The organism is Rhodanobacter lindaniclasticus (assembly GCF_004799035.1).
GTDB lineage: Bacteria > Pseudomonadota > Gammaproteobacteria > Xanthomonadales > Rhodanobacteraceae > Rhodanobacter > Rhodanobacter lindaniclasticus.
Genome location: NZ_MWIO01000031.1, coordinates 38,482 through 52,431, shown reverse-complemented (window position 1 = coordinate 52,431; position 13,950 = coordinate 38,482). Strand labels below are relative to the sequence as shown.

The 13,950-nt window shown below is 71.0% G+C and carries 2 protein-coding genes; both read left to right on the top strand.

Annotated features, from left to right (window positions below):
* Positions 1-124: 124 nt before the first annotated feature.
* A complete protein-coding gene (locus B1991_RS11840; protein ID WP_246031152.1) occupies positions 125-7,369 on the top strand; it encodes a hybrid non-ribosomal peptide synthetase/type I polyketide synthase in 7,245 nt (2,414 codons plus the stop codon).
* Positions 7,370-7,374: 5 nt separating this feature from the next.
* Positions 7,375-13,869 carry a non-ribosomal peptide synthetase gene (locus tag B1991_RS11835; protein WP_168709633.1) on the top strand — a complete coding sequence of 2,165 codons (6,495 nt, stop codon included), beginning with the start codon at positions 7,375-7,377 and terminating at the stop codon, positions 13,867-13,869.
* The last annotated feature ends 81 nt before the right edge of the window (positions 13,870-13,950 follow it).

The following is a 13,950-nucleotide window of genomic DNA, read 5'->3' as shown; positions in this document are numbered from 1 at the left end:
AGATGCCGGTCGATCCGCGATGCCTCGCGAACGATGCGCATCCTGCCCGAAGGAGATCGGCGAGTGTCGTGGCGGTCATCGCCGCCCCGACCAGGAGGGGGCGGTGGGCGCGGCATCCAATCCAGTGGCAATTGACGACGGCGTGTCGTTGCTGGACGTGCTGCCGGGCATCGCGCCTGTCGGCGACGAAGCCTGGCAAAGCCGCCGCGTACCGCTCGACGAAGCATTGGTTGCGCGCGTGGCGGCGATGGACGCGGTCGATCCCGCGCGCACTGCGCTGACCCTGTTGGCCGCGTTGGCCCTGGTCGAGGCGCGACTGACCGGCGCCGAGTCCGCCGTGGCGACACTGCACCAGGCCGGACGCATCCGGCAGCTGACCGTGCCGGTGCCTCGCGGCGCGCAGCGCAAGGCGTGGCTGGAAGGCGTGCTGTCCGCGCCGGGCGAGTCGGTGGCTCCGGCCACGGTCGCGTGGATGGTGCTGCACGACACGGCGGTACCGGGCGACGCCGCCGCGCTCTCCACCTGGCGCATCGATCGCGATACCGCTGCCCTCGAACTGCGCTGGCGCAGTCCGCTGACCGCGGCCAGCGTGGAGCTGCTGGCCGGTGGCGTGCAGCGCGCATGGGCGGGCCTGCTCGACGAAGGCGAGGCCAGCCTCGCCGAACTGGATCTGCTTGTCCCGGCCGAACGCCAGCGCTTGCTGGTGCAGTGGAATGACACCACGGTGCCGCGCAACCGCGGCGACAGCGTGTCCGCCTTGTTCTCCCGCACCGCCGCCGCACATGCCGACGCACCGGCGGTGGTCGAGGACGGACGCGCCCTGAGCTATGCCCGGCTCGATGAGCGGTCCAGCGCCTTGGCCCGGCATCTGCGCGATGTCGGCGTCGTGCCCGGCGACATCGTCGGCGTCGCGCTGGAGCGCTCGGCGGCGGCGCTGGTGGCGATCCTCGGCGTGCTCAAGGCCGGCGCGGCCTATCTGCCGCTCGACCGCAACTACCCGCCGGAGCGGTTGGCGTTCGCGCTGGCCGATGCGGGCGCGCGGATGGTGCTGGTGGCGTCGACGTCGTCGTCACCGTCGTTGCCCGAGGGCGTGGCGTGCGTGGCGCTGGATGCCGTCGAGTCCGCACCCGCGCCGCACGACGCGCCGCTGCCTGCGGTCGACGGCAATGCGCTCGCCTACGTGATGTACACCTCCGGCTCCACCGGCACGCCCAAGGGCGTGGCGATCGCCCATCGTTCGATCATCCGACTGGTATGCGGCGTCGACTACGTGCGGCTGGATTCGGACACGCGCATGCTGCACGCCGCGCCGCTCGGTTTCGATGCGTCGACCCTGGAAATCTGGGGCGCGCTGTTGAACGGCGGCCGCGTGGTAGTCCATCCCGAAACGATCCCCACCGCCGCCGGCCTGGCCGCAACCATCGCCGGCGAAGGCGTCAGCACGGCGTGGCTGACCTCGTCGCTGTTCAATGCGGTGGTCGACGAGGAGCCGCGTCGGCTCGACGGGCTGCGCCAGTTGCTGATCGGCGGCGAGGCGCTGTCGGTCGACCACGTGCGTCGCGCGCTGGCCGCGTTGCCCGGCGTGGAGATCATCAACGGCTACGGCCCGACCGAGTGCACCACGTTCACCTGCACCTGGCCGATCCCGCGCGACCTGCCTGCCGACGCGCGCTCGGTGCCGATCGGTCGGCCGATCGCCGACACCCGCGTGTACGTGATGGGCGCCGCCGGTGAGCTGCTGCCGACGGGTGTGGTCGGCGAGTTGTACGTCGGCGGCGCCGGCGTGGCGCGCGGCTATCTCGGGCGCGAGCAGCTGACCGCCGAGCGTTTCGTGGCCGATCCGTTCGGCGGCGCCGACGATCGGCTGTATCGCACCGGCGACCTGGTGCGCTGGCGCCATGATGGCGTGCTGGAGTTCGTCGGGCGCCGCGACGGCCAGGTCAAGATCCGCGGCTACCGCATCGAGACCGGCGAGATCGAGGCGGCGCTGCTGCGCCAGCCCGGCGTACGCGCTTGCGCCGTCGTGTTGCGCGACGACCCGCCGCTGGGCAAGCGCCTGGTGGCCTATGTGGCGCCCGCCGCCGCCCGTCCCGACCTGCCGGCGTTGCGCCGCGGCCTGGCCGCCGAACTGCCGGAGTTCATGCTGCCGGCCGCCTGGGTGGTGCTGGACGCGCTGCCGGTCACCGCCAACGGCAAGCTCGACCGCGCCGCGTTGCCGGCACCGGGCAGCGCGCGGCCGGAGCTGGCCGCGGCCTACGAGACTCCGGTGGGCGAGGCGGAGACACGCCTGTGCGCGGCGTTTGCCGCCAGCCTCGCGCTGGACAAGGTGGGCCGCCGCGACAATTTCTTCGAGCTGGGCGGCAGCTCGCTGCTGGCGGTGCGGTTGGTCGATCGCTTGCGTCGCGACGGCGATGCCACGCTGGACGTGCTGACCTTCTTCCGCGATCCCACGCCGCTGGCGCTGGCCCGTCACCGCGATCACGCCGGCGCCGACGGCATCGAACCGGCGCGGCTGGCCCGCCCCCGTTCCGCCGGCGCGCACGCCGGCGCCGAACCGATCGCGATCATCGGCATGAGCGGCCGCTTCCCCGGGGCCGCGGACATCGAGAGCTTCTGGCAGAACCTGTGCGAAGGGCGCGAGTCGATCACCCGTTTCGCGCCGGGCGAGCTCGACCCGTCGATTCCGGCCAGCCTGCGCGACGACCCGGCCTACGTCCCCGCACGCGGCGTGATCGACGGCGTGGAGCTGTTCGACGCCGCGTTCTTCGGCATCAGCCCGCGCGAGGCGGAGTTGATGGATCCGCAGCAGCGGCTGTTCCTGGAGTTGTGCTGGGAGTGCCTGGAACGCGCCGGCCATGCGCCCGGCGCACAGGACGGTCCGGTCGGCGTGTTCGCCGGCATGTACAACGCGACCTATTTCCAGCATCACGTCAGCGCGCATCCCGACCAGGTCGAAAAGCTCGGGGCGTTCCAGGTCATGCTGGACAACGAGAAGGATTTCATCGCGCCGCGGGTCGCGCACAAGCTCGATCTCACCGGCCCGACGGTGAGTGTGCATACCGCCTGTTCCACCTCGCTGGTGGCGATCTGCCAGGCAATGGAGAGCCTGCGCAACGGCCAGTGCGAGATGGCGCTGGCCGGCGGCGCCTCGATCACCTGCCCGCCGCGCAGCGGCTATCTGTTCCAGGACGGCGCCATGCTGTCGCCGGACGGCCACACGCGCAGCTTCGACGCCGAGGCACGCGGCACGGTGTTCAGCGATGGCGCGGCGGTGGTGCTGCTGAAGCGGCTGGCCGACGCGCAGGCCGATGGCAACCCGATCATCGCGGTGATCCGTGGCGGTGCGATCAACAACGACGGCGGCACCAAGGCCAGCTTCATGGCGCCCAGCAGCGAGGGCCAGGCCGCGGTGGTCGCGATGGCCCAGCGCAACGCCGGCGTCGACGCGCGCAGCATCTCCTACGTGGAGGCGCACGGCACGGCCACGCCGATCGGCGATCCGATCGAGGTCGAGGGCCTGGTCAAGGCGTTCCGCCGCGACACGCCAGATACCGGTTTCTGCCGCCTCGGCTCGGTCAAGAGCAACGTCGGCCACCTGGTGATCGCCGCCGGCGCGACCGGGGTGATCAAGACCGCGCTGGCGCTGGCCGAGCGGCGGATTCCGCCGAGCCTGCATTACGCTGCGGCCAATCCGGCGATCGACTTCGCCCGCTCGCCGTTCGTGGTCAACGATCGCCTGCACGACTGGACCAGCGCCCCCGGCGTGCCGCGCCGCGCGGGCGTGAGCTCGTTCGGCGTGGGCGGCACCAACGCGCACGTGGTGCTGGAAGAAGCGCCGGCGCCGGCGCCGGGCGAGCCGATCGCCGGGCCGCAGTTGCTGTTGCTGTCGGCGCGCACGGCCACCGCGCTGGGCGCGGCAGCCACCCGGCTCGGCGCACACTTGACTGCGGCGCCCGACCTCGAGCTTGCCGACGCGGCGTGGACGCTGACGGTCGGGCGCAAGGCCTTCGCCCATCGGCTGGCCGTGGTCGCCGATGACGCCCTCAGCGCCGGCGCGCAGCTGGCCGGCGCGGAAACCGCCGCGGCAGCGGCCCGCAGCGCGCCGGCGCAGGCGAGCGACGTGGTGTTCCTGTTCCCTGGCCAGGGTGCCCAGTACGCCGGCATGGGGCGCGCGCTGCATGCCAGCGAGCCGGTGTTCCGCGACGCGTTCGATGCCTGCGCCGAGGCCTTGCGCGAGAAGGGCGGTTTCGATCTGGCCGCGCGCGTATTCGCCGATGACCCGGCGGCGCTGCTGCCCACGGCAGTGATGCAGCCGGCGACGTTCGCCATCGAGTACGCGCTAGCGCAGTGGTGGATGAGCCTGGGCCTCAGGCCGGCGGCGATGATCGGCCACAGCGTGGGCGAGTTCGTGGCGGCCACGCTGGCCGGCGTGTTCAGTCTGCGCGACGCGATCGCGCTGGTCGCGCGGCGCGGCGCGCTGATGCAGGCGCAGCCGGCTGGCGCGATGCTGTCGGTGCGCCTGCCGCTGGATGCGCTGCAGGTGCGGCTGCCGGTCGAGCTGGCGCTGGCGGCGGAGAACGCGCCGGGCGCCTGCGTGGTGGCCGGCCCGGCCGGCGCGATCGAGAACTTCCGCGCGGTGCTCGAAGCCGACTGCATCGCCGCGCGCCTGCTGCAGACCTCGCACGCCTTCCATTCGGCGATGATGGAGCCGGTGCTGGCGCCGTTCCGCGAGGCGCTCGCCGCCGTCGAGCTGGGTCGTCCGCAGTTGCCGCTGGTGTCGACCGCGCTGGGCGACTGGCTCGACGCCACGCGGGCCGGCTCGATCGATTACTGGACGCAGCATCTGCGCGTGCCGGTGCGCTTCTCCAGCGCGCTGGCGCGGGTGCTCGACGCACCTTCGCGCGTGCTGCTGGAAGTGGGCCCGCGCCACACGCTGACCACGCTCGCCCGCCAGCAACTGGGTGCCGCACGCGAGCGCATCGTCGCCGTGCCCAGCCTGGCCGATGCGGCGGATGCGGAGCGCGCCGCCTTGCTGCAGGCCGCGGGCCAGCTGTGGTGCCGCGGCGTGGCGCTGGATCCGACTCGACTCGACCATCGCGCGCGCCGTCGCCGTGTGCGCCTGCCCACCTATCCGTTCGAACGCCAGCGTTGCTGGCTGGATGCCGCACCGGCCGCGTCGCCGGCGCCGTCGTTCGTCATGCCGATACCCGTCGCCGCCGCGCCTGCGGCCGAGGAAGCCCCCATGCCGCAAGTCGCCACGCCCGTCGATCGCCGCCCCCGGCTGGTGAACCAGCTCAAGGCGGTGTTCGAGGACATCACCGGGATCGAGCTGGACGATGCCGACAGCACCAGCAACTTCATCGAGCTCGGGCTGGACAGCCTGATGCTGACCCAGGTCGCGCTGCACCTGTCGCGGGTGTTCCCGGTCAAGGTGACGTTCCGCCAGTTGATGGTCGACCACGCCAGCCTGGACCGGCTGGCGGCGTTGCTGGACGAGCAGATGCCACCGGACGCGCCGGCGGCGCCAGTCGCCGCGCCGGTCGCCGCCCCCGTGGCTGCGCCGACGCTCGCCGCGCCAACGCTTGCCGTGCCGGCGCTGCCGACGGCGGGAGCGGGCGGCAACGACTACGTGCGTCACGTGATCGACCAGCAGATGCAACTGATGGCGCAGCAGCTGGCCTTGCTCGGGGGAACGGCGAGCGCCGCCGCACCCGTCGCGCCCGCACCGCAAGCGGCACCGCCGGCCAGCGTGGCAATGCCGCCGCCAGCGGCACCCGTATCGACCAGCGCGGATCGCGACGAGGAGGCGGCGCTGGCGCACACGCGCTACGACGTCAAGAAGGCGTTCGGCGCGATCGCACGCATCGACAACGGCCAGCTGGAACTGTCCAGCCACCAGCGCGAGCGACTGGACCGTTTCATCGAGCGCTACGTGGCGCGCTCGCGCAAGTCCAAGCAGTACACCGAGGCGCAGCGCCCGCACATGGCCGATCCGCGCGTGGTGAACGGGTTCCGCCCGTTGACCAAGGAGATCGTCTACCCGCTGGTGGTCGAGCGTTCCAAGGGTTCTCGCCTGTGGGACCTGGACGGCAACGAATACGTGGATGCGCTGAACGGCTTCGGCATGAGCCTGTTCGGCTGGCAGCCGGATTTCGTGCTGGAGGCGATCCGCCGCCAGCTCGATCTCGGCTACGAGATCGGCCCGCAGCATCCGCTCGCCGGCGAAGTGGCGCGGCTGGTGTGCGAAGTCACCGGACACGACCGCGCCGCCCTGTGCAACACCGGTTCGGAAGCCGTGCTGGGTGCGCTGCGGGTGGCGCGCACGGTCACCGGGCGCAGCACCGTGGTGCTGTTCAGCGGCTCCTACCACGGCATCATCGACGAGGTGATCGTGCGCGGCACCAAGAAGCTGCGCGCGGTACCGGCGGCGCCGGGGATCATGCGCAACACGGCGGAGAACGTGATCGTGCTGGACTACGGCACGCCCGAGTCGCTGGAGATCATCCGCTCGCGTGCGAACGAACTGGCCGCCGTGCTGATCGAGCCGGTGCAGAGCCGGCGACCCGACTTCCAGCCGGTCGACTTCCTGCGCGAGGTGCGCAAGATCACCGCCGCGTCCGGCACGCTGTGCATCTTCGACGAGATCGTCACCGGCTTCCGCGCCCATCCCGGCGGCACCCAGGCGCTGTTCGGCATCCAGGCGGACCTCGCCACCTACGGCAAGGTGGTCGGCGGCGGTTATCCGATCGGCGTGATCGCCGGCAAGCGCGAGTTCATGGATGCGCTCGACGGCGGCAGCTGGCAGTTCGGCGACGACTCGGTGCCGACCGTGGGCGTCACCTATTTCGCCGGCACCTTCGTGCGCCATCCGCTGGCGCTGGCGGCGGCGCAAGCGGTGCTGCAGCACATGAAGGAGCAGGGCAGCGGCCTGCAGGAACGGCTCAACGCGCGCACCAGCGCGATGGCGGCCGAGCTCAATGCGTTCTGCGACGAAGTGGGCGCGCCGATCGCGGTCAAGCACTTCGCGTCGTTCTGGAAGACCCAGTTCCTGGAGGAACACCCGCTGCAGGATCTGCTGTTCGCGATGATGCGCAGCCGCGGCGTGCACATCCTGGACAACTTCCCCTGCTTCTTCACCTCGGCGCACAGCGAGGCGGACTTCCAGCAGATCACGCAGGCCTGGAAGGATTCGGTGATCGAGTTGCAGGAGGCCGACTTCCTGCCGCGGCGCACCGCCACCGCCCGCAACGTGATGGACGCGCGCCAGCCGCCGTTGCCTGGCGCGCGCATCGGCCGCGAACCGGACGGCCGTCCGGCATGGTTCGTGCAGGTTCCCGGGCAACCGGGCGGCTACACCAAGGTCAGTTGATCATCATGAGTATCGGAACTCCAGCCAGGGATGCGGCACTCGCCGTCGACTACGACCCCTTCGCCGACGGCACGCTGTCGCGCGTGGTGCCCAGCACCGAGCCGCAACGCGAAATCTGGCTGGCCGACCAGCTCGGCGCCGAGGCCTCGCTGGCCTACAACGAATCGGTCTCGTTGCACTTGCGCGGCGTGCTCGATGCGGTCGCACTGCATGCCGCGCTGCAATCGCTGCTGGATCGGCACGATGCGTTGCGCGCCAGCTTCGGCCCGGATGGCGAAGCCCTGTGCGTGCGCGAGCAGGTGAGCTTCGAGCTGCCGCTGCTGGATCTGTCCGCTGCCGATCCGGTGCGGCGCGAGCAGGCGCTGGAGGAGCGCCGCGCCGCGGCGGTGGAAACGCCGTTCGCGCTGGGTCGCGATCACCTGCTGCGCGGCGAGTTGCTGCGCCTGGCGCACGACGAGCATGTGCTCATCCTGACTGCCCATCACATCGTCTGCGACGGCTGGTCGTGGTGGGTGCTGGTGCGCGAGCTCGGCACGCTGTATGCGCAGCGGCTCGGCCACGCGGTGGAAGCGCTGCCGCCGGCCGAAGCGTTTGCCGACTATGCGCTGGCCCAGGCCCGTCAACCGGATGCCGCGTACGCACAGGACGAGCAGTACTGGTTGTCGCGCTACGCAGGCGAGATTCCGGTACTCGACCTGCCCACCGATCGCCCGCGCCCGGCCCGCCGCGGCTTCGCCTCCGCCCGCGAGGACTGGACGCTGGATGCGGAACTGGTCGCCGCGGTCCGCCGCTTCGGCGCGCGTCGCGGTGCGAGCCTGTTCGCTACCCTGCTCGGCGGTTTCGCTGCCTTGCTGATCCGGCTGGCGCACCAGCCGCGGGTGGTGATCGGCATCCCCACGGCCGGGCAGGCGATCGACGGCCACGATGCCCTGGTCGGTCATTGCGTCAACACCTTGCCGCTGCTGTTCGAGCCGGACTTGGACCAGCCCGCCGCGCTGGCCATCGAGCAGGCGCAAACCACCTTGCTGGACGCGCTGGAACACCAGCGCCTGACCTTCGGTACCTTGTTGCGCAAGCTGCGCATCGGGCGTGACCCGTCGCGGCTGCCGCTGGTCAGCGTGATGTTCAACATCGACCAGGCGCTGGACCACGAGGATTCGGCGTTCCCCGGCCTGCAGCTGGAGTTCGCCAGCAACCCGCGCCGCCACGAGAACTTCGAGCTGGCGATCAACGCGGTGCAGAGCCACGGCGAGCTGCGCCTGGAATGCCAGTACAACCGCGAGCTGTTCGACGGCGCCACCATCCGTCAGTGGCTGGGGCACTACCAGACCCTGCTGCAGGCGATGGCCGGCGACGAGGACGACACGGTGTTCGGCCGGCTGCCGCTGCTGGCCGACATCGAGCAGCGCAAGGTGCTGGAGAAATTCAACGCCACCCACGTCGACTATCCGGCCGGGCAGTGCATCCACGAGTTGATCGAGGCGCAGGTCGCGTGCACGCCGCAGGCTGTCGCCGTCAGGCATGAAGGCGCAACGCTGAGTTACGGCCAGTTGAACGAGCAGGCCAATCGGCTCGCCCACCATCTGCGCGCGTCCGGCGTGCGCCCCGACCAGCGCGTGGCGATCTGCGCCGAGCGTTCGCTGGAGCTGGTGGTCGGCCTGCTGGCCATATTGAAAGCCGGCGCGGCGTACGTGCCACTCGACCCGGAGTATCCCGCCGAACGCCTGGCCTGGATGCTGGAGGACTGCGCGCCGGCGGTGCTGCTGACCCAGCAGGCACTGGTGTCGCGGCTGGCTCCGCTGGCACCCACCGTGCCGCGGCTGGTGCTGGATGAGGCTGTGCCGGCATGGGCCGCGTGCGAGACGTCCAACCCGACCGCGGCGGCGGCCGGCCTGCACGACCGCCACCTCGCCTACGTGATCTACACCTCCGGCTCCACCGGCCTGCCCAAGGGGGCGATGAACGAGCATCGCGGCGTGGTCAATCGCCTGCGCTGGATGCAAGCGATGTTCGCCATCGATGCGCACGACGTGGTGCTGCAGAAGACACCGTGCAGTTTCGATGTCTCGGTGTGGGAGTTCTTCCTGCCGCTGATGAGCGGCGCGCGGCTGGTGATGGCGCGTGCCGGTGGCCATCGCGATCCGGCCTACCTCGCCGACACCATCCGGCGCGAGCAGGTCAGCACCATCCACTTCGTGCCCTCGATGCTGCACGCCTTCCTCGACCACGGTGATACCGCGGCGTGCGCCAGCCTCAAGCAGGTGATCTGCAGCGGCGAGGCGCTGCCGGCCGCACTGGCCGCGGCCTTCTTCCGCCAGTTGCCCGACGTCGGCCTGCACAACCTGTACGGCCCGACCGAGGCGGCGGTGGATGTCACCGCGTGGGCGTGCGTGGCCGGTGATGGCGCGTCAAGCATTCCGATCGGCCGCCCGGTGGCCAACACGCGCATCTACATCCTCGATGGCTACGGCCAGCCGGTGCCGGTGGGCGTGGCCGGCGAGATCTTCATCGGTGGCGTGCAGGTCGGCCGCGGCTACCTCAACCGCGAGGCGCTGACCGCCGAGCGCTTCCTGCCCGATCCGTTCGCCCATGACGCCGACGCGCGCATATACAAGACCGGCGACCTCGGTCGCTGGCGCGCGGACGGCAACATCGAGTACCTCGGCCGCAACGATTTCCAGGTGAAGCTGCGCGGCTTCCGCATCGAGCTGGGCGAGATCGAACACCGCCTCGCCACGCACCCGACGGTGGCGCAGACGGTGGTGCTCGCGCGCGAGGATCGCCCCGGTGACATGCGCCTGGTCGCCTACATCGCCGCGGCGGCCGGCGCCAGCCCCGATCCGGCGGCGCTGTCCGCGCACCTGCGCGCGAACCTGCCCGAATACATGGTGCCGTCGCATTACGTGATGTTGCCGGCGATCCCGCTGTCGCCCAACGGCAAGGTCGATCGCGCGCGGCTGCCCGCACCCGATGCGGCCACCGGCAGCGGCACGCGCGCACAGCAGGCGCCGCGCGACGAACTCGAACAGCACGTGGCCGCGGCGATGGCCGCGACGCTGGGCGTCGAGGCCCCGGGCGTGGACGACAACTTCTTCGATCTGGGCGGCCATTCGCTGCTGGCCTCGCGCTGGATCGCCCGACTCAATCGCGAACTTGGATTGAGCCTGTCCTTGCGCGCCGCGTTCGACGCCCCCAGCGTGGCCGCGATGGCGGCGGCGATCCGCGCGCTGGACGCCGATCCGGCGCAAGCGCGCCCGGCGCCGCCGGCGATCCCGCGGCTCGCCGATCGCGGCAGCGCGCCACTCTCGCTGATGCAGCAGCGCGTCTGGTACCTGGAGCAGCTCAACCCCGGTCAGGTGGTCTACCACGCGCCGTCCGCGCATCGCCTGCGCGGGCCGATGAACGTGGCCGCCTTCGGACAGGCCTTGCGCGACATGGTGCGGCGTCAGCCGACCTTGCGCACCACGATCGAGCTCGACGACAAGACTGCGGTGCAGCGCATCCACGCCGAGCTCGACGTCGCGTTGCCGCTGGAGGATCTGTGCGGCGTGGCCGCGGTCGAGCGCGAGGCCGTGCTGGCCCGGCGCCTGGAGGAACTGATTGCCGAGCCGTTCGATCTCGGCACGCCGCCGCTGTTCCGGGTGCGATTGTTCCGGCTCGATGCGCAGGAGCACGTGTTCTTCTTCATGCCGCATCACGTGATCTGGGATGGCTGGTCGTTCGACCTGCTGTACGAGGAGATGTCGGCGCTGTATGCCGCGCGTGCCGCGGACAGGGAACCCGCGTTGCCGCCGCTGGTGGTCGAGTACGCCGATTTCGCCGCATGGCATGCGCAGTGGATGCGCGGCGACGAACTGAAACGCCAGCTGGCGCACTGGCGCAAGCGTCTGGCCGGCGCGCTGGAGCCGCTGGAGTTGCCGCTCGACCGTCCGCGTCCGCCGCGGATGAGCGGTGCCGGCGCCACCGAATGGATCCACCTGCCGGCAAAGCAGGCCGCCGACATGCGCCAGCTCGGCCAGCAGGGCCAGGGCACGCTGTTCATGGTGTTGCTGACCGCCTGGTGCGTGCTGCTGCATCGGCTCAGCGGGCAGGGCGAGGTGATCGTGAACACACCCGTGCGCGGTCGCGACACGCCCGAGCTGGAGCGGGTGATGGGCTTCTTCGTCAACGCGCTGCCGCTGCGCGTGCAGCTGGAAGACGGCGCCTCGTTCCTGGACGCGCTGCAGGCGGTGCGTGGCGTGGTGCTGGATGCGTTTGCCTGTGCCGACGTGCCGTTCGAGCAACTGGTGATCGACCTCAACCTGCGTCGCGACGACAGCCGCCCGCCGCTGAGCCAGGCCATGTTCTCGTTCCAGGACGTGCGCCTGCGCCCGGGCCGCTGGGGCGACCTCGAACACCGGAACATCCCGGTGTTCCAGCACGGCGCGGCCGACGACGTCGGCCTGTGGTTCATCGAGCACGCGCAGGGGCTCTCCGGCGGCCTGACCTACAACACCGACATCTTCGACGCCCCCAGCGTGGCGCGCTGGACCGATTACCTGCGGCAGATCCTGGCGCAGGCGGTGGCCTCGCCGCAGCGTGCGCTGGGCGACTTCGAGCTGATGGACGCGGTCGAGCGCCAGCAGGTGCTCTCCGGCTGGAACGCCACCGCGATGGACTACGACCGCACGCTGGGCCTGCCCGCGCTGATCGAGCCGCAGATGCGTGCCGCGCCACGCCGCATCGCCGCCGAGTGCAGGGGCGAGCAGCTGGACTATGCCGGCCTCGACCGGGCCAGCCGCAATCTCGCGATGGCGCTGGGCCGTCACGGCCTGGGCCGCGGCGATCGCGTCGGCATCTGCGTGCCGCGCAGCCTGTCGATGCTGGTGGCGGTGTTGGGCGTGTTGCGCAGCGGCGCCGCCTACGTGCCGCTGGACCCCGGCTTCCCGCCGGATCGCCTGCACTACATGGCCGGCCATGCGCAGCTGCGGCATGTGTTGGTCACTGATGCGGCGTTGTTGCCGGCGGCGGTCGCCGAGGGTCGCGAACTGCTCGACGTCGATGCGCTGGCGGCGCAGCCGGCGGGCGAGGGCAACTTGCCCGAGGTGCACGGTGACGACACCGCCTACGTGCTGTACACGTCCGGCTCCACCGGCAAGCCCAAGGGCGTGGCGATCCTGCATCGCAACCTGGTCAACTTCCTGCTGGCGATGGCGCGCGAGCCGGGCTTCACCCAGGACGACACCTTGTGCGCGGCCACCACGCTGTCGTTCGACATTGCCGGGCTGGAGCTGTACCTGCCGCTGATCGTGGGTGGGCGCATGGTCATCACCACCGACGAGGAACAGCACGAGCCAAACCAGATGTGGGACCTGATCGGCCGCAGCGGTTGCAATGTGCTGCAGGTGACGCCTTCGGTGCTGCGTCTGCTGCAGGACACCGGACAGGATCGCGCGGTGCACCAGTTGCGCCTGTTCGTCGGCGGGGAAGCGCTGCCGCTGGTGGTGGCGCGCAACATGGCGGGCCGCTGCCGCGAGTTCTGGAACCTGTACGGACCTACCGAGACCACGATCTGGTCCACCGTGGCGCGCATCCGCCCGGACCTCGACACGGTGCCGCTGGGCAGGCCGATCGCCAACACGCGGATCTACGTACTGGACGCGCAACGCCGGCCGCTGCCGCCGGGCGTCATCGGCGAGATCTGGATCGGTGGCGACGGCGTGGCTGCAGGCTACCTGTTCCAGCCGGAGCTGACCGCCGAGCGCTTCGTCGACGATCCCTTCGTCGGCGGCACCGCACGCATGTATTGCACCGGCGACCTGGGTGCCTGGCGCCATGGCGTGCTGCATTTCCACGGGCGTGTCGACCATCAGATCAAGGTGCGCGGGTTCCGCATCGAGCCGGGCGACATCGAGTCTGCCGCCGACAGTCATCCCGCGGTGCACGAGTCCGTGGTGGTGGTGCGCCGCTTCGGCGACAACGACCTGCGCATGGTGCTGTACGTGGTGATGGACGGCGACGTCGAGGCGGGTGCCCGCGACCTGCGCGAGCACCTGCGCCAGCAGCTGCCCGCCTACATGTTGCCGCAGCACATCGAGACCCTGGCGCAGTTGCCGAAGACGCCCAACGGCAAGATCGATCGCAAGCAGCTGCCCGAACCTGTCGCCGCGGCCGTCGTGGCGCAGTCGCGGTCCAGCCAGCAGGCCGAGGCCGTGACCGTGGCCGAGACGATGAGCGACCCGCGCGAGTTGTACCTCGCCGGCCTCTGGCGCGAACTGATCGGCGTGGAGGAGATTCGCCGCAACGACAACTTCCTCGACCTCGGCGGGCACTCGATGCTGGCGGTGGAGTTCGCCAGCCGGGTGCGCAAGGAGACCGGCGTAAGCCTGCGCCTGCTGAACGTGGTTACCGGCACACTGGCGTCGCTGGCCGTCGAGTTGCCCGAAGCCGGCGCGGACTCGCCGTCGCCGGCGGAGAGTTCCCTGTGGTCGCGCCTGCGCAAGCGTCTCGGCGGGGGCTGAGGTGCAGCCTCGACCAGGGGCGTGCGCAGAACGCGTGCCATGCCCGCCTGCCGCCCGCGGCAGGTGCGGCGACTGCTACCA